This window comes from Providencia rettgeri, assembly GCF_023205015.1.
Lineage (GTDB): Bacteria > Pseudomonadota > Gammaproteobacteria > Enterobacterales > Enterobacteriaceae > Providencia > Providencia rettgeri_E.
The window spans coordinates 928156-947782 of record NZ_CP096258.1 but is presented as its reverse complement, the minus strand read 5'-3'; the positions used below and the strand labels follow the sequence as shown (position 1 = coordinate 947782).

Here is a 19627-nt window from a genome sequence, read left to right as displayed (position 1 = left end):
AAAATAGAAATAGAAAAAAAGGAGCTATTCAGCTCCTTTTTTAATAATATCAAACAATTAAGCTTGTTTATGTTGTACTGATGGCGATACCAACTTATCGCATAAAATCGCCACGACCATCACAACAACAGTCGGTAATACCCAAACTAAATCTTGTTTATACAACGGCATTGTGGTCATCCATTCAGGGATATAACCTTTCAGATGATCTGACGCTTTTACCGCACCAATTAAACCAACCACAAAACTGACTAACATGGTTGGTGCAATAACTATCGTTGGGTTTTTCCACCACTTTAAAGTAAAGCTTAATAAAATTAATACGATACAAGGTGGATAAATTGAAACTAGCACCGGTAATGAGAAGGCGATTAGCTTACTTAAACCTAAGTTTGAGATCACCATGGAGAAAACCCCAAGGATCAGCACCAGTTTACGGTAAGAAATCGGTACATAGCGGCTAAAGAACTCGGCACAGGCGCAGGTTAAGCCCACGGCAGTTACCATACAGGCAACAAAGATTAATACCGCAAGGAAGAAGCTACCATAATTACCAAAAGTGTATTGGACATAGGTATGTAAGATATCAGCGCCATCGGCTGGGTTTGGAATTAACGAACCACTATTCTCGCCGAGCTTAAACAATGACAAATAGACCAGCGTCAATAATACCCCTGCAATTAACCCCGCCCACATAGTATAACGGGTTAATAATGAAGAGTTTTCGATACCCCTTGAACGCGCCGCATTAACAATAACGATACCAAATACCATCGCACCAAGGGTATCCATTGTCAGATAACCATTGATAAAGCCATTCGAGAAAGCCATCTCACGGTATTCTATTGTCGAAGGGATCGGATCACCGGCAGGCCACATAACAGCCGCAACCCCCAAAATAGCCAAGGCTAACATTTTTACAGGCGCTAAAATGTGCCCAACGCTATCTAGCAGTTTTCCTGGGTATAATGAAATACCAATAACGAGAACGAAGTAAACTACGCTGTAGATCAGTAATAGCATATCGGACTCACCACCGAATAAGGGTGCGATACCGACTTTATAAGATACTGTCGCCGTTCTTGGGGTGGCGAATAGCGGCCCTACAGACAAATAAGCAACAACCGCCAATAGTAACCCTGCTGTTTTGCCGACAGGCGTGCTAAGAGCTTCAATGCCCCCACCCACTTTAGCCAGCGCAATAACCGTTAAAACAGGTAGACCCACACCAGTAACCAAAAACCCTAGTGCGGCAGTCCAAACTTGTTCCCCTGCCTGCAAACCAACCATAGGGGGAAAGATAATGTTCCCTGCCCCGACGAATAACGCAAAAGTCATAAAGCCTAATGCGATGATATCTCTTGATGATAAACGATGAGCCATATTATGTTATTTTTAAGTGACAAAATAGAAAATTATGGGTTTGCACTTAGCAACCCTTTGAAATATATATAGCGAGATAGAATTCTGATAAACATACTGTTAACAATATAAAAAAGTATATTTGCTTGTATCACACGAAATGAAAAGTCAAAAAACAGAAAAATTCGCCAATAACTGACAACAAGTAGAACTTTTATAGGGAAAAAAGGCAATAGCAAACCGAAAAACAAGAACAAATAACTAAACTAATTTTCAGAACCAGTGATTACTTTCAGTAAAATCCCAATAATCGTTATATGCTTTGTTCGAAAAATGAACAACTCTTCTTTCTCTAGTGATTGTAATTGACTATTTAACAGAATATATAATTAATGAAATAAAGATTATTAGCATTAAATATATGAATATTGAACTGAATACACATATTGATTAATAAATAGAAATAATCCACTTTATTAATATTTTGATTACATTAATAAAGTGGAGTTATTTACCCATTTTTAAGTTTTTTATCGTCAACAATTAGTACTGTTGGTAACGTAAATGAAAACTCACTCCCTTTCCCTAACTGGCTCGTCACCACCAATTGGCTACTATGATGTTGTAATGCATGTTTAACAATAGCCAACCCAAGTCCAGTACCTCCACCGCCTTGGCGAGAACGTGCTTTATCTACCCGATAAAAACGTTCCGTTAAACGAGAGATATGCTCTGCGGGTATCCCTTGCCCGTTATCTCTCACACTAAAACGCGCCCCTTGTCCGCTTCTCTGCCAATCAACCCAAATTTTTGTGCCTTCAGGCGTATGGCTGATCGCGTTATAGACTAAGTTTGCCACTGCACTACGTAATTGCTCTTCATTACCATGAACACGCAATTTTTCATCAATATGAAACTCAAATTGATGACGCCCTTGGCTTAAACTAAGCGCTTCTTGCTCAATCATTTTGAGAATGACAGGGATATTCACTTGCTCATCAAGGTTAATTTGAGGAGCAACTTCGATACGCGATAACTGCAAAAGCTGTTTGACTAAGTTATCCATACGATGCGTTTGCTCTTGCATGACATGCAATGCTTTTTTATTGACCGCAGTCACGTTTTCTTGATCGTCCATCACTTCAAGGTAACCTTGAATTACCGTAAGAGGCGTCCGTAATTCGTGACTCACATTTGCAAAGAAGTCCCTACGCGCCTTTTCCAAACGACGTTTTTCTGTCACATCCCGCGCAACCATTAATAACTGGCCTTCGGTATACGGCAAAATACGAAACTCAACAATTTCACCACTATTGAGCTCGATAGTCAGCGCTTGGTCATAACGCTTAATGGTGAAGTAGCGGCTAAAATCTGGGTAACGTAATAAATTAAAAATATGTTGGCCATTATCTTCAGGCCAACGAAAGCCGAGTAAAGCCTGAGCATGGCGATTACACCAAAAGATATTGCCTTCGGTTGTCATCATAACCACTGCATCAGGGAGTGATTCTGCACCACTACGAAACCGTTTAATTAACTGGCCTAATTCACGACGGCGTTTTCGATTACGCTGTTGCATCTGGTAGATACCATAAAATATCGGTTCCCACCCACCTCGGCCCTCAGGGGGAAGCATACTTCTATCTAACCATAACCAGTAAGAAAGCTTGAGCAGGTTATACCCATGCCATATCAGAGCGGCAAGTAGCGATATCACTAATAGCCACGCGAGGTGGCCAATAAAAACCGATAAAATAAGAGCGGGTAAGATAAATAAAAACAGCCCCCAAATCAGCTGCTTAATCGATAAACGTTCAAGCACGCATGGCTCTCCCTTTGTGGTTTTTAGTAACGGACAGAAAAACGATAGCCTGTACCACGTACAGTTTGTACCATTTTATCATGACCTTCCGTCTCTAGTGCCTTTCTTAGCCGCCGAATATGGACATCAACAGTTCTATCCTCCACATACACATTGGCTCCCCATACATAGTTCAATAGCTGTTCTCTACTATATACGCGTTCAGGGTGCGTCATAAAGAAATGGAGTAATTTATATTCAGTTGGCCCCATATCAATAGGGATTTCATTGCTAGTGACACGATGAGAGGTAGGGTCTAATGTTAACCCATTCATTTCAATAATGTCTTCCGTCGCCATTGGGGAGATACGACGTAAGATTGCTTTTACCCGAGCAATTAATTCTTTCGGTGAAAATGGCTTAATAAGATAGTCATCCGCGCCAACTTCCAAACCTTTTACGCGGTCTTCTTCTTCTCCTCGTGCAGTTAACATCATGACAGGAACGTCACGTGTTGCACTATCACGCTTCATATGTTTAATGACTTGGATCCCTGAGCCACCGGGGATCATCCAATCCAGTAGGACGAGGTCAGGTAACGGGTCTACGAGTTGTGCAATCGCACTGTCATAATCATCAGCTTCAATAGGCTGAAAACCATTCTGTTCTAATACAAAACAAACCATTTCTCGGATGGGCGCTTCATCTTCAACAACTAGAATGCGTCTTGCCATGATTGTTCCTGTAAAATTAAGAAGACATCTAAAATGTGAAAGCATTATGCGTCACTTTTATGACAGAATTATGAATATCAATGGGTGAAACTCATATTAATCTTTATTTTAGCGGTTAAATGTCATTTAAGTGAAATATTTCCGCAACATAGTTCTGCAACATAGTAATCTACAACGTAGTAATGAGTAATAAAGTCGCAAACATCCCTCAACGAAAGGTATGGATCAGGTATACTTAATTATCGAACGTTCATGCACATTATTGATGATAGGAATTGATAACTCATGCGCATTATTCATACTTCAGACTGGCATCTTGGTCAGTATTTTTTTACCAAAAGCCGTGCGCCTGAGCACCAACATTTCTTAAACTGGCTTGTTGAACAAGTGGAATTACATCAAGTTGATGCGGTCATCGTTGCAGGAGACATCTTCGATACTGGTTCGCCACCGAGCTATGCACGTGAACTATACAATAAATTTATTGTTGATTTACAAAAAACAGGCTGCCAGCTGGTGATTTTAAGTGGTAATCACGATTCTGTTTCTGTGCTCAATGAATCAAGCGCTCTACTTCGTTACTTGAATACACAAGTCATTACGTCTGGAAGTGAGCCGCATGTCGTTACCTTAATAAATAAGCAGGCACAACCCATCGGTTTAGTCTGTGCCATCCCTTTTTTACGTCCTCGAGATATCCAGCTCAGTATCGCTGGGCAAAATAGTGAAGATAAACAACTCTCGCTGCAAACCGCTATTCATGACCATTACCAAGCCAGCTACCAACTCGCGCTAGAACAGCGAACCGCATTGGAGCTGGATATTCCAATTATTGCCACTGGCCATTTAACGGTTGTCGGTGCAGCCTTAACGGACTCCGTTCGAGATATTTATATTGGTACGTTAGATGCGTTTCCTTCTGGGGCTTTTCCGCCTGCTGATTATATTGCCCTTGGCCATATTCACCGTCCCCAAGTAATTGGAGGACAAGAAAACATTCGCTACTGTGGCTCACCGATTGCATTGAGTTTTGACGAAACAGCGCAACAAAAAAGTGTCTGCCTTGTCGAATTTACTGGAAGTGAATTGACTCAAATCACTCCATTGGACATCCCGACTATTCAACCATTGCAAAGCATTAAAGGCTCGTTAAGCCAAATAGAACAGCAATTAGAGGTATGGAAGGATTACCGAGGTGATAAACCCGTTTGGCTGGATATTGAAGTCGCTTCACAAGATTACCTCGCTGATATCCAACAGCGTATTGAAGCGTTGACACAAGATCTCCCTGTTGAAGTTGTGATACTGCGCCGTGCACGCAAGCAAATACAGGGACAAAGTCAAACCTTGGCCAATGAAACATTAAGTGAGCTCACTGTAGAAGATGTTTTTTTACGTCGCCTTGCCCAAGAGTCTTTAGAGGATCCTGAGCGTGAACAGCGCCTAGTGCAGCTATTTCAACAATCTTATGACGCATTGCAAATGAGCAAGGAAAGTTAATATGAAGATTTTAAGTTTACGTTTAAAAAATATTAACTCTCTCCGGGGGGAGTGGAAAATTGATTTCACTGAAGAGCCATTTGCGAGCAATGGCCTGTTTGCCATTACAGGAGCCACTGGTGCAGGAAAAACCACTTTATTGGATGCGATTTGCCTCGCGCTTTATCACCGAACACCGCGTTTAAAAACTATTTCTAATGCACAGAATGAACTGATGACTCGCCACACAGGGGAATGCCTTGCTGAGGTAGAGTTTGAAGTCAAAGGCAAAGCTTATCGTGCTTTTTGGAGCCAACGTCGAGCAGGAGGGAAACCTGATGGCAATTTACAACAGCCTAAGGCGGAGCTTGCAACGGTTACTGATGGAAAAATATTGGCCGTAAAAATTACAGAGATAAAAGAATTAATAGCACAAATAACTGGGCTGGATTATGAGCGCTTCACTAAATCAATTTTACTCTCTCAAGGGGACTTCGCGGCTTTTTTAAATGCCACTGAAAAAGAACGTGCGGATTTACTTGAAGAAATAACAGGCACCGAAATTTATAGCCAAATTTCAATTTATGTTTTTAATCAACACAAGCAAGCCAAAATTGACTTAGATTTGCTAAAAGCGAAAGCACAAAGCATTAATTTACTCACTGAAGCAGAACATCAAGAATTATTGGCACAACAAAATCATTTGCTTGAACAAGAGACACAAACCAAGCAACTGCGGGCTCGCCATCAACAAGGCGTCAATTGGTGGCAACAATACCACCAGCTCACCCAACGCATGCAGTCACTTGATGATGAACTCAAAAAAAATGAGCTTGAGTTCCAAGCCGCACAGCCTCAGTTGAAAAGATTGGCTGATAGCGCCCCTGCCGAGTCGCTTCGCCCGTTATGGCAAGAAGTTGAGCGCCAACAGCAACAGCTCACTGAGTACACGAATAAACAGCAACAGTTGAAACTTAGCCTACAGACCCAGCAAGCTGAACGTGCCCCACTGCAAGAAAAGTTGTTGAAATCACAATCTGAGTATCAACAACACCTTGATTTTGCCAAGCAACAACATCAATTGATTGATGAAACTGTCAGGCCTCTGGATAACCAAATTACACAATTAAAGCAGCAACAAGCTGAAGTTACGCAGCAAATCGGGCAACAACAAACCTCACTTCAGCAAAAGCAGCGCTTAGTTGATGAGACACAAAGTCAGATCCACACTGCGCACCTTGAGTTAAAGAAACTCCATTTATTCCTTGAAGAACACCCAAAAGACGCTGAGCTCAATGCGCATATCGGCAGCTGGCAACAACAAGGCCATTTTATATTCGAATTAGCTGATAAACTGACGAGTTTACATAAAAAACAAAAAAGTACTTCAAATGAAGTTGCACAGTTACAGCGGCAACAGCAGCAAAAAGCGGAAACTTTAACCCAAAAACGTCTCGAGTTAGAACACAGCACTGTCACATTCAAAAAACTAGAAGAAAGCTACAAACAAAGCCAAGAAAAACATGACATTAACGCTATCAATCAACACATTGAACAGCTACAAGCACGCTTACAACATGCTAAATTATTGCCATTAATATTATCTCAATGCCTTAACGCACAAACGCAGAAACAAAAACAGACCCAGAAAGATGTTGAATTAGCACAAGATATCACCGCCACGCAAAAAACGTTGGGCATTACCCTAACGCGCATAAATGAATTAACGCCACTCATCAAACTAACCAATGACAAATTACAATTAGAACAAAAAATTGTTAGCCTAGAGCATGAACGTCAGCAACTCATAGCGGGTAACCCCTGCCCATTATGCGGTGCAACAGAGCACCCTGCCGTTAACGATTATCAATCAATTCACCTCAGTGAAACACAGCAACAACTTATTGAGCTTACAAATAAACTCGACCAATTAAAGCAACAACAAACTCAGTTAGAATCACAACTTCACACACAAAAACAACGCAAAAACGAAAATTTACAGCAACAGCAGCAAATCAATGAACAACTTGATACCTTTAACCAACAGTGGCAAAAGACATGTGAGCAAGCACTCACACCTGAATTAGCCCAAAATGAACCTGCCGTCACACTTTTCGTTAATCAATTAACGGAACAGTTAGCTACACAACAGAAAATAGTTGCTGATATGACAGTGCTAGAGCGCGAATATCAGCAAGCTAAATATCAACTACACGAGCAACAAGCAGGCTTTACCCAGTGGCAATCTGACTTGTCATTAATTGAAGAACGTTTAAAAAACCAAACACAACAACTTGATGAGCTCCAAAAAGAATATAACCAATTCCAACAGCGTAAACAGATACAGTTAGATAAATGGCAATCCACTCTCACGCCATTTAACTTAAATGTACCAGATAAAGACAAGTTCGATGAATGGATTAGCGAGCTCACCCAACGCAGTGAGCACTTCAACAACCAAAAAGTGATGGCGCAGACACTTAGCCAACAAATTGAAGTCAATAAAGCCACATTAAAAGCTGAGTCAGAACAACTCAACATTCTCACTCAACAAATTGAGCAAGAAAGAAATCGCCTTAAGCAAATTGAGTTAGATTTAGAGCAAAGAATAGCGCGACGGAAAACACTGGTTTCTGGCTTAACTATCAACCAATTTATTCAGCAATTGAATGACAAACAAGCTATGCTTTTCCAAGCTCAAGAACAATTAAGCAAACAACTCAATGAGACTGATAAAACCATCGCATCAATGAATGGAAGTTATCAAGCGCTCATTGATGCCAGCGAAAAAACAAAACAGGCACAAACACAAGCGAATACCCTGTTTACTCAAGCGCTTACCGATAGCCCATTTAGTGACCAGCACGCTTTCCTTGAGGCATTGATAAACCATGAAGAAAAACAACAATTAGAAGCACTAAAGCAACGTATTAACCAAGCACGCATACAGTGTGAAACGCGTTATAAAGAGGGGGTACAGGCCATTGAAGTACTGAATCAACAACGTAATACTGATTTTGCGACACTGACTGAAGCGCAATTACAAACAATTGTTGCCCAACTCGATGAAGAAATTAAGCAAATAAATCAGAAACAAGGCCAGATAATTAACCAGCTCAATACAGATAAGCAACTTCGTCACCAGCAACAGGATTTACTGCAAGAAATAGAGAAAAGTCAGTTAAGTTACGATGATTGGAGCTATCTCAGCTTACTTATCGGTTCCGCTGAAGGAGATAAATTCCGCCGCTATGCACAAGGCTTAACTTTAGATTGCTTAGTTTCTCTAGCTAATCAACAACTTGAAAAACTTCATGGCCGATATTTATTGCAGCGTAACCACCAAGCAAACCTTGAATTACAAGTTATTGATGGCTGGCAGGCAGATAGTATTCGAGATATTAAAACGCTTTCAGGCGGGGAAAGCTTTTTAGTTAGTTTAGCGTTAGCCTTAGCCTTATCCGATATGGTAAGTCACCGTACACAATTGGAGTCACTCTTTTTAGATGAAGGGTTTGGTACTTTAGATGCAGAGACATTAGATATTGCCCTTGATGCATTAGAAAGTTTAAATGCTTCTGGCAAAACTATAGGTGTCATTAGCCATGTGGAAGCAATGAAAGAACGTATTCCTGTACAAATAGCTGTGAAAAAAGGCAATGGGCTTGGCTTTAGCGAACTTCCCGCACAATTTCGTATTATTTAACCCAATTTTGTGACTGTTCGGGGGGAATGGTTCTCCCCCCTATACTAACCACCAATTTAAAAGTCGCTAAGTTGTTTAGAAAACGAAATGCATCTGCTTCATTATTTCCTACATAGGTAGAGAATACTGAGCCCGTTCCAGCACACTCTTTTTGATAAAATTGATACGCTACCTAGGCGCTTTCATTCCCCTCTATTTTATCCTCAATTATTTTCTATACATATTATTATTTTGTGCTTATCAATGCCGTTTCCTGCCATAATTTCCTGCCTAAGATTAACTTAATATATTGTTTTAAAACAAATAAAACCAACCTGCCAACTTAGAGCAAAAATTTGAACCTTATCGTTAAATTTTTTTTCTATGATTTTTTATTCCCCACGTTATAGTAATAACCATTGAAACACACTACGGCTTCTAAGGTTTATTCAATAACATGCCGTGCGCTAATGAAAAGCTAGGAGACTAAAATGTCTAACGCATTTATCGAAATGATTAAAAATCGTCGTACTATCTATAACCTCGGCGATGCTTTGCCTGTATCAGAAGAACACGTCACGAAATTAATTAAAGAAGCAGTTAAACATTCACCATCATCATTTAACTCACAAACATCTCGTGTAGTGATTTTATTTGGTGCTGAACACCAAAAATTATGGAATATAACCAAAGAAGCACTGCGTAAAATCGTTCCTGAGCAAGCCTTCGCTTCAACAGAACAAAAAATTGATAGTTTTGCTGCTGGAGCCGGTTCTATTCTGTTTTTTGAAGACCAAGACATTGTTAAAGGTTTGCAAGAGCAATTCCCTTTATATGCAGATAATTTCCCAATTTGGTCTGAACAAGCCAGTGGTATTGCACAATTCGCAGTCTGGACTGCATTATCACAAGAAAATATCGGTGCATCCTTACAACACTACAATCCACTGATTGATAATGATGTACAAACAACATGGAATGTTCCGGCTAACTGGATATTACGCGCGCAAATGGTATTTGGTTCAATTAATGAGCCAGCAGGTGATAAAGACTTTATGGACGATGATGATCGTTTTAAAGTTTTCAAATAAATTGAAATACTAAAAATCCCAATAGTCCTTCCGTAATATATTACGGGAGGACTTTATTTATTTAACATTATTAAAAAACAGCTCAAGAACATCGTAGATGATAACCCAAAATGTAAAATAACAACTTATTCTAAATTAATATATATATTCAATGAAACATATTTACTGAAAATACCTTATCTAAACAAAAGAAATATTTACAATTCTTCTATTATTATTACATTCCTATTACCACCTGACCATTAATTGATCAGATAAAGCCCAGTAAAAACATAAGTTGATATTTATCAATATATTAACCAACCACCCAACTAAACTCTAAGTATATTTTCATTTTTAGTTTTGCATTATAGATATTTGAACTACACTAAAAGTGAGAGCACAAAAATACGCTTCATCGTGTGAAGTGTTATTAAGGGGGTGGACTATGAAAGGTTTATCTTTACTAACATCCGTTGTTGCTATAATCATTTCAAGCGGTTCTTTCACCTATGCAAGTAATAACTCATCAGGAGGTACAATTTCATTTTCAGGCTATATCTATGAACCACAATGTTCTATCGAAGTTGAACATAAAGATCGGGTTAATATTACGTGTTACCGAAAAGGTAAAGATATTTCAACAACAGGTTCTTTAAAAAATGGTCAAAAGGTAGAATCTGAGTATGTAAAAGTTGAATATGATAAATATACTAAGTTACCTATGTTAAATGTCTTTTATGAGTAGATCCATAATGTTTACCTTAATCATAACTGCTCGGAATATTTAATGTAAAAATTGTCTTAATATTCCGAGCACTATTTCTCCCCTCTAAAAAGTACCTATTAAACACATTATTTAGCCACTAAAAAGCCCACTCGTAGGTAGGCTTGAATGATATCAATATGTTTAGATTACTTCTCGGTTAAATCTATTTGATAAATAGCGAAACCAATTTCATCGGTACCGACTTGTTTCATCGGGTACTGTGCATTCTCTTTGATGAATTTTGCTGCTTTTTCACTTGGTGCAGTTTCAAAGCGAACATCCAGTTTTTTGTCTGTTTTAATTGGAGTGAATGACCAATTATTAGCTGCTTTGGTCGCTATTTGTCCTTTCTCTTTAGACTCTTTAGCAATATAAGCCGCTAAAATAGAACGGTTTTCATCTGGAGATGCAAATGCGACATTATTATCACCTGTCCCAGCAAATTTACCGCCGTAGCCACGGTAGTTATTCGTTGCCACTAAGAAGGTTGCTTTTGGATCAATCGGCTTACCTTGGTAGGTTACGTTTTTGATTCGGTTAGCATCTTTGTTGATTGTTTGGCAATCAACATCGTATTTCGCAGGTTGAGTCAGATCTATTTGGTAATTTACACCACTAATTGTATCGAAGTTATAAGTTCTGAAACCATTCCAATTCAATAAGCTTTGAGGTGCTGTTGATTGTGGATTGATTTGATTAAACATTCCCGCTGAACATTCTAACCACTCAACAACATCGGCCCCTGTCGCTTTCACTACAACTAACGTATTTGGATATAAATATAAGTCAGCAGCATTACGGAAAGTTAAATCCCCTTTTTCAACTTCAATAAATTCAGTTGGTGAGTTTTTACGTCCGCCAGCTTTAAATGGTGCAGCGGCTGCAAGAACAGGTAAATCTGCTAGGTCTGGGTCACCTTGAATGAAGTTTTTGGTGTAGTCGATTTGAGCATCATTCACGATCTGTACAGTTGGGTCACTTTGAACCAATGCTAAGAAGCTGTACATATTTTCGGACGCTTTACCGATATGTTTTCCAACAAATTTGCGGGTATCTTGGTGTTCTTGTTCAATGATTTTCGCCAGTTCACCATCACGCTCAACCAAGGCTTTCTTATTTGGCTTATCGTAGACAGGGCGTGCGTGAGCGGTTGCATCAACCACTTTCCATGCACCATCATCATTATTGACGACTAAATCTACAACACCTAAATGGTCACCCCACTGGCCAGGCATGACAGCTGGAACACCATTAACGGTCCCTTTTGCAACATCAACGCCTTTGATATCGCTGAAATCTTTACTAGGGAACACACCGTGTGAGTGACCAAACATGATAGCGTCTATACCAGGGACTTCACTGAGGTAATAAACTGAATTTTCAGCCATTGCTTTATATGGCTCTTGGGAAAAACCAGAGTGAGGGATCGCAACAACTAAATCCGCACCTTCTTTTTTCATTTGCGGTACAAATTTTTTCGCGGTTTCCGTAATATCGTTAACTAAGACTTTGCCTTCTAGATTTGGTTTATCCCAAATTAAGATTTGTGGTGGGACAAAACCGATGTAGCCAATTTTGATGGTATGTGTTTTGCCATCTCTATCTTTAACTGGTGTATCGACAATAATATATGGGTTAAAGTAGTTTTTACCTGTTTTCGCATCGATAATATTGGCATTAATATATGGGAATTTTGCGCCATCAATAGCTTTATGTAAGAATTCTAATCCAAAGTTAAACTCATGGTTACCGAAGTTACCTACGGTGTAACCCATAGTATTTAAAAGTTTATGTGCCGGGTGAGATTCACCGTCTTTTAAACCTTCACCGACTATGTAGTCTGCTAATGGGCTACCTTGGATTAAATCTCCGTTGTCCACTAATACTGAGTTTGTTGCTTCTTGTTTAGCGGCTTTAATTAATGTTGCAGTACGTACGTAACCAAATTGTTCTGTCGGCTTATCTCTATAATAGTCAAAGTCAACGAGGTTGCTGTGAACATCTGATGTTTCCATTACGCGTAAATCAACCGTTGCTGCGTTCGCATTAAATGCGACTAACATAGCAAGTGTTGAAAGTTTTAATACTTTATTCATGTAATCCCCTTAGTTGCCATTATTGAGAGAAAATAGCCCTCTCAAATTCGAGTGTCTACCCTGTAAAATTGAACAAATAAACAACAAAAATAGCATTAAAATTTTACACTATGTGCATGACGTCAATTTTTAATGATAATACACTGCAAACAGTAACCATTTTTTGTGACTAAATCACGGTTTTCATCTTTTTATTGGGCTTGATTTTTATATAGCTCACAAAAATGAATTAATGATGACAAATTCACCTTAATTAACTCAACTTATTCCATTGAGGAGTTGTGAATCTTTTTCGTAGGAAAAAAAGAACTGTGATTTATATCACTGAGTATTAAAGAAACTTATTTAACATTAAATAAATGTGCTTTATTTAGCCAAGAAAGCACATTTATTTTTATTTATCCTTTTTATTCTATAAATCTATCCATCAAATTATTTTCAATTAATCTAAATTTAATTTAAGAAATAAAAGATGATTATTTAATCATTAATTTTCTAAAGATTTTTCATTTGATTAGAAACCAAGTATTTTTTCTAAATAATTCGAGTTGTGGCAAGGCGGCAAAAGAGGGTATCTCGCGGAGCATACATAAATATGTGACCCGAGTAACCGAATGAAGCCAACACCGCTACCATCCCATTGGCTCTATTTTCTAACTAATTTACGCTGTCGCTAGGCGGCAAAAGAGGGTATCTCGGGGAGCATACACAAGTATGTGACCCGAGTAACCGAATGAAGCCAACACCGCGACAGCGTAAATTAGGACGAAAACAACCAAGCCGCACCGCGAACTCCACTCGAATCACCATGCACCGCTTTACGAATTGGTGTATCACACTCTCCACCAAATACCCATTGGCGGATCCTTTCAGGCAACGCCTCATATAAATAATCAACGTTACTCATTCCGCCCCCTAACACGATGACATCTGGATCTAGCATATTAATGGCTTGTCCGAGAGCTTTTGCGAGGCGATTAAGGTAATTTTCGAGTGCGATGGCAGCATGTTGATCCCCTCTTTGCGCCAATTCAACGATTTCCATTCCCGTTTTTTGACGTCCTGCCAGTTTCGCGTAATCCGCCATAAAGCCGGTGCCTGAGACAAATAATTCAGTACACCCCGTCAGCCCGCAATAACAACTTTCTGCTGCTAGAAATTGTCTATCTTGCTCATCTTGCCATGGTAAAGGGTTATGTCCCCATTCCCCTGCAACACCATTTCCCCCCGAATGCACTTGCCCATTTATCGCAATCCCTGCACCACATCCGGTTCCAATAATCACGGCAAAAACGACTTTCTCTCCCGCTCCCGCACCATCAACCGCTTCAGAGACTGCGAGACAGTTCGCGTCATTCGCCATTTTTATTTTACGGTTTAATAAATGACTTAAATCGACATCGAACGGTTTACCATTAAGCCATGTGGAATTGGCGTTTTTAACTTTTCCTGTCACTGGAGACAAAGTTCCAGGGATCCCAACACCAACGCTACCTGATAATCCAGTCGCCGTTTCTGCATCTGCCACTAAACTTGCTATCGCGTTAAGTGTCGCATCATAATCACCACGAGGAGTTGGAATACGCTTACGAAACAAGACATTACCATTGTCATCCAATGCAATAACTTCAATTTTGGTTCCACCAAGGTCAATACCTATTCTCATTATGATGCTCTCTACTATTTAAAGTTTTTATGTCAGGGCTTCTATCACTATCATGGCTTGCTTTGAGGGACATTATCAATAGTTAACTAATGAAATGATAGCAGCCTTCAACGAGTGCGCATTTTTTTTCGCTTAATAACAGACAATTCGCTATCATAGCCCCCTGCTCTAACTGGCTATTTATCAACAAAGGTAGGTTTTTCATGTGGTTCAAGAATATATTGGTCTATCGCCTAAATCGGGATTTGGCACTCTCCGCAGATGATTTAGAGAAACAGCTTGCCGCCCTCGCCTATCACCCTTGTGGTAGCCAAGATATGATGCAAACTGGCTGGGTTTCTCCCATGAATGGTGGTGATGCATTGACGCATGCAGCGGGTAATCAAATCCTTATTTGTGCTAAAAAAGAAGAAAAAATGCTGCCATCTCCTGTAATTAAACAAGAATTGCAGGATAAAATCGAAAAGTTGGAAGCTGACCAAGGCCGTAAGCTGAAGAAAACGGAAAAAGATTCACTAAAAGATGAAGTCGTTCACTCACTCCTTCCTCGTGCATTCAGTAAATTCAGTAAAACCTACATTTGGATTGATACAGTAAATCAATTAATTATTGTTGATGCCGCAAGTGCAAAACGCGCTGAAGATAATTTAGCCTTACTCCGCAAAAGCTTAGGTTCCCTACCTGTTGTCCCTCTAACGTTTAAAGATCCTATAGAGTTAACACTTACTGAATGGATCCGTTCAGGCTCATTACCACAAGGTTTTGCCGTCATGGATGAAGCGGAGCTAAAAGCTATCTTAGAAGAAGGTGGTATTATCCGCTGTAAGAAACAAGACCTCATTTCTGATGAAATAGCCACCCATATTGAAGCAGGTAAACTCGTTACCAAATTGGCCTTAGATTGGGAAGAACGAATCCAGTTCATGTTATCTGATGATGGTTCCCTGAAGCGCCTCAAATTTAGCGATACATTAAAAGATCAAAATGACGACATCGCTAAAGAAGACTACGCTCAAAAATTTGATGCTGATTACGTCTTAATGACAGGTGAGCTCAGTGCATTAATCGCTCGCTTGATTGATGTATTAGGTGGCGAAGCCGAACACTAAATTTCTTTTCATATTCTCTATAATTCTCACAATGGCAACTGACACTTAAGTAAGTTGCCATCACTTTTTAGACCCCGCTTACATAGCCACAATTAAGTCGTTGACTGGTCGTGAAATCTCTGGTTGATTTATATCCATATCGTAAATTTCTAATATTTAATGATGTTCAACAACAATAATAAAAATAGCCCATCGCTGATGGTTATGGTCAATATTCTGTCGAAGGAAATGTTATGAAAGAGCTCATCGAACCTGAATTGGATGAAAATTCACAAGTTACCTTGCAAAAAATCACTGCCGATAATTTTTCTGAGATTTGCCTATTAAGCCATACACTGAGTGAAGCGCAACGTAATATGGTAGCTGATAACGCCTATTCCATGGTAGAGGCCCAATTTTCGGATTGCGCATGGTATCGAGGCATTTACGCGGATGATGTTCCTGTTGGTTTCATCATGCTGCATTCAGGGCTAGATGATGACGAATTAGAATATGATGGCATTATGCTTTGGCGTTTTATGATTGCTGAACCCTACCAAAAATTGGGGTTTGGCCGAGAAGCATTGGTCCAAGTCATTCAGTATTTAAAAAGAAAAGGTTATCCACGCCTTTATAACAGCTGTGGTGAAGGGGAAGAAAGTCCATTTGAGTTTTACAAAAAGCTGGGGTTTGTCCCAACAGGCGCTTATATGGATGATGAATGCGAACTGGTTCTAGATATTACTCATTGGCAAGAACAAGAAGAGTAAGCACACTATTGCCTCTACTTCCCATTGCCTCTACTTTCCGCATTCCGTTCCCCAACTTATAGGTCACTTTAATATATGTAGGGTATCACCAAGATACCCTACATAATTTGGGTTGTAGCTAGGCGATAAGCGAACTCAGCCCTAACGGCATACAGTGTGACTAGGAGCCGTGAGTGCAGTCAACAATGCTACAGCACGAATTATGACCAATACGCTAAATAGTTTGTGCTGTCGCAAGGCGGCAAATGCGTTAGACCCTAGGAGCATACACAAGTATGTGACTAGGGGCGGTGAGTGCAGTCAACAACGCTGCGGCGCAAAGTATAACGGGTATCTCGCGTATCCGTTATTTTTGGATTAGATAGCGAATAGTCGGCCCATCTTGCTGAATATCCAATACCGTATAACCATAATTTTTCGTATCTAGAGGAATGTTATTAATTGATTGCGGGCAATCGCTGACTACCTCTAAAATTTCGCCTTTTTTCAACGATGGCATCGCTTCGAGTGTCGCGACTGCGGGATATGGGCACGGCTCTCCAACCATATCTAAACGATAATCAGGGATAATGTCTTTCTTACTCATGCTACCTCCACGGATACATTAGATGTTTTTTGAGTACGTTTACGGAAGAAATGTTTTTCCCAAACCAACATCAACACGAATGCCACCGCTAATAATCCATAAGTGACCAGTAATCCACCCTCTGGCCCAAAGGTTTCAAGTAGATTAACTTTGTCGAAATCAGTCGCTAGCCAAGGGCCTAAATCATCCCAGTAATAAGCTAGCACCGTAGCGCCAATAATATTACCAAAACCGACCCACCAATAATGGACTTGGCCCTCTACCGCACGGTACATCCAGCCTGTTTCACAACCGCCCGCGAGCACAATACCGAAGCCAAACAGTAACCCACCAATGACCGCATTCGGCCCAGCCCATAAAATTTTTGGTGTTGCACCTAGCTGGACATAACTGAAAATACCAATCGCACTGACTGCCATACCAATAATAATCGCTTTCGCCATATGTGTGCGTCCGGTGATCCACAAGTCACGAAATGCAGAGGTAAAACAAATTTGTGCTCTTTCAATTAATAGCCCGAAGCCGATACCACATAAAATGGCGAAGCCCATCACAGGGGAATCTAATAAAGTATAAAAGCCCCAAGCCAGCGCTAATGTGAAAATCACCATTCCCAGTTTAAAGCGCCTTTTTGCCGCATCATGATTTTGGGTTAATGGTGATGCAGTGCTAACTTTTTTCAATTTTACGGGGATGCGAAACATTGGCATTAGTGTGAATTTCGCACCAAAATATGACCCTGCCGCAGTAGCAACAGCAAAATACCATGCGTGTAATGAGAATTGAGGGATCCCAGTAAAGAATGCGGCTAAATTACACCCCATTGCTAAACGAGCACCAAATCCAGCGATAATACCGCCCAAAATAGCTTGAAAAATTCTGATCCTATGCTGAGGCATTCGTAATTTAATATTATTGGCCCATAATGCCGCGGCAAAACAACCGGCAAACATGCCAATAATCATCACACCATCAATACGATCCAGTGGTGTACCTTCGAAACCAATAACTTTAAAATAGCCCCATGTCTCTGGTTCAGCGCCAAATAATTGCATGATGTGCCCGCCCCAACGCGTAAACTCACCCGTAACTGCCCAAAACGTGCCAGTCAAGCCAAAGTAATAGGTTGATAAGATACCTGCGGCAATAACTGCAGGTAATGGTTTCCAAAAACCGATGAGATAGCGAGATTTAAAATCAGACCAAGTCATTGTTACTTCCAATTCATTCACGCCAGACCTTGGCAGAGAAACTCGCCGTTGTATAATTATCGTTATAAGTATTTATATCGATCCCCACAGCGAAGTGGCAACATCATACTCCGATAATTTTTTTCGTGAAGTTATTTCATCATAAAACAAGAGGCAGATTGATCTTGAACACAACCAGATTTAAAGAGATAGATAGCAATAAAAAAAAGCGCTATCTCAATGATAGCGCTGGAAGTGTAGTCTTATTTTATCTATAGAAGAGTATAATATGAAATTGCCGTATTACGGCGACGCTTGCTATGCGTAGTCTGTAGTCAGCCCATTTGACTCCAGTAATAACACTTATCTCACAGTATAAATACATTCACTAAGTTACCTGTTAAGTAATTATATCTATTTTTAATGTAAAGACCTAAATATCCGCTAACTTTGTATTATTCCCAAATTAGCATTGGCCTTATTGATTCCCTAGCTAAGTAAATTATAAAAATAGATAACTCAGTATAATAAAGTATTTAAAAGTGTTTCTAAATGTTATTGATTGCATTATAGCGCAACACTTTTGTTGCGCAAGTGTTTTTTTATTTTCGTATCCCGATACAGAAAAAACAATAAAAACCACTAAAATCAATTGGATAATGAAAAACCTTGGAAAAGATAGCAAAATATTTAACCTATCATTAAGATATTACAAACTATTCACACTCTTTCTACAAAGTAATTTATTTCAATTTTTGAAAATAAATTTAACATTAATTAAATATACTAAGTAATTCCTAAAATATATTTCCTGAAATAATAAAAATATTGAGCATTAATAAAACTTACATATTATTTAATTATAATCATTAATAGTATTTACGTAGTCATATTTTATTCATCTATAAACCCTACGTAAAAAAATCCAGATATATGATAAACAATCACTTTTTGACTAATGTTCCCATATAAAATAACCACTAAATTAATAAGGTATTATACCAAATAGATTAAAAATGATGTTTTACATAAGTCCTTATTATAAACATGGTTTATTTTTCATTAAGTATTCCATCGCATTACATCGTAATTGATAAAATAATTAGAATTTATATACTATTTAACTCGCATTTTAGAACAAAAAAACCAATGTGATGAATTAATATAACTAATATATAGATAAATAAAAAGGTCATGTTACATAGAAGCAACTACGATAAAAAATGAAAAACATAGAATTATTGATTATAAAAATTAATATAATTCATCATTATTTAGAAGAAATACAAATAAAAATATCCGAAATAGTGTGAAAAAATGAATACAATAGC

General features: G+C 39.1%; 13 protein-coding genes. 6 read left to right on the top strand and 7 right to left on the bottom strand.

Annotated elements, in window-relative coordinates; translation table 11 throughout:
* Positions 1-57: 57 nt before the first annotated feature.
* The 3 genes from brnQ to phoB all read right to left on the bottom strand — a co-directional run bounded on the left by brnQ (position 58) and on the right by phoB (position 3897).
* Complete coding sequence (brnQ, locus tag M0M83_RS04015) at positions 58-1383, bottom strand: branched-chain amino acid transport system II carrier protein (RefSeq protein ID WP_248467668.1); 1326 nt, start codon at positions 1381-1383, stop codon at positions 58-60.
* Positions 1384-1873: 490 nt separating this feature from the next.
* Positions 1874-3184, bottom strand: coding sequence for a phosphate regulon sensor histidine kinase PhoR (gene phoR / locus M0M83_RS04010; RefSeq protein ID WP_213912948.1), 1311 nt, complete (start codon positions 3182-3184; stop codon positions 1874-1876).
* Between the two features lie 23 nt (positions 3185-3207).
* A complete protein-coding gene (phoB, locus tag M0M83_RS04005) occupies positions 3208-3897 on the bottom strand; it encodes a phosphate regulon transcriptional regulator PhoB (protein WP_125891945.1) in 690 nt (229 codons plus the stop codon).
* A gap of 285 nt (positions 3898-4182) precedes the next feature.
* Between phoB and sbcD the strand changes: the two genes are divergently transcribed.
* The 4 genes from sbcD (at position 4183) to M0M83_RS03985 (ending at position 10879) form a co-directional block, all read left to right on the top strand.
* A complete protein-coding gene (sbcD, locus tag M0M83_RS04000; protein WP_248467667.1) occupies positions 4183-5397 on the top strand; it encodes an exonuclease subunit SbcD in 1215 nt (404 codons plus the stop codon).
* Position 5398: 1 nt separating this feature from the next.
* Positions 5399-9082, top strand: coding sequence for an AAA family ATPase (locus M0M83_RS03995; RefSeq protein ID WP_248467666.1), 3684 nt, complete (start codon positions 5399-5401; stop codon positions 9080-9082).
* 470 nt (positions 9083-9552) lie between these two features.
* Positions 9553-10152, top strand: a complete 600-nt coding sequence (locus M0M83_RS03990; protein WP_125891942.1) for a nitroreductase family protein — start codon at positions 9553-9555, stop codon at positions 10150-10152.
* Between the two features lie 427 nt (positions 10153-10579).
* On the top strand, positions 10580-10879 hold the full coding sequence (locus M0M83_RS03985; RefSeq protein ID WP_125891941.1) for a type 1 fimbrial protein: 300 nt from the start codon (positions 10580-10582) through the stop codon (positions 10877-10879).
* 167 nt (positions 10880-11046) lie between these two features.
* On the opposite strand, the gene M0M83_RS03980 is transcribed toward M0M83_RS03985, so the two are convergent.
* Positions 11047-12996 (bottom strand): bifunctional 2',3'-cyclic-nucleotide 2'-phosphodiesterase/3'-nucleotidase, encoded by a 1950-nt coding sequence (locus tag M0M83_RS03980; protein ID WP_125891940.1) that lies wholly within the window; start codon positions 12994-12996, stop codon positions 11047-11049.
* 760 nt (positions 12997-13756) lie between these two features.
* The gene (gene mak, locus M0M83_RS03975) at positions 13757-14662 is read right to left on the bottom strand and encodes a fructokinase (RefSeq protein WP_213912951.1); all 906 of its coding nucleotides are present in this window, start codon (positions 14660-14662) and stop codon (positions 13757-13759) included.
* A gap of 203 nt (positions 14663-14865) precedes the next feature.
* On the opposite strand from mak, the gene rdgC reads away from it, so the two are divergent.
* Both rdgC and M0M83_RS03965 read left to right on the top strand, forming a co-directional pair.
* Positions 14866-15771 carry a recombination-associated protein RdgC gene (gene rdgC / locus M0M83_RS03970; RefSeq protein ID WP_213912952.1) on the top strand — a complete coding sequence of 302 codons (906 nt, stop codon included), beginning with the start codon at positions 14866-14868 and terminating at the stop codon, positions 15769-15771.
* A 233-nt stretch (positions 15772-16004) separates the two neighbouring features.
* Positions 16005-16520 (top strand): GNAT family N-acetyltransferase, encoded by a 516-nt coding sequence (locus tag M0M83_RS03965; RefSeq protein ID WP_125891937.1) that lies wholly within the window; start codon positions 16005-16007, stop codon positions 16518-16520.
* A 346-nt stretch (positions 16521-16866) separates the two neighbouring features.
* Here M0M83_RS03965 and yedF read toward each other — a convergent pair whose 3' ends face one another.
* Together yedF and yedE are read right to left on the bottom strand one after the other, a co-directional pair.
* The gene (yedF, locus tag M0M83_RS03960; protein WP_248467665.1) at positions 16867-17106 is read right to left on the bottom strand and encodes a sulfurtransferase-like selenium metabolism protein YedF; all 240 of its coding nucleotides are present in this window, start codon (positions 17104-17106) and stop codon (positions 16867-16869) included.
* A complete protein-coding gene (gene yedE / locus M0M83_RS03955) occupies positions 17103-18317 on the bottom strand; it encodes a selenium metabolism membrane protein YedE/FdhT (RefSeq protein WP_125891936.1) in 1215 nt (404 codons plus the stop codon). The genes yedF and yedE overlap by 4 nt, the downstream gene beginning before the upstream one ends.
* Positions 18318-19627: the final 1310 nt, after the last annotated feature.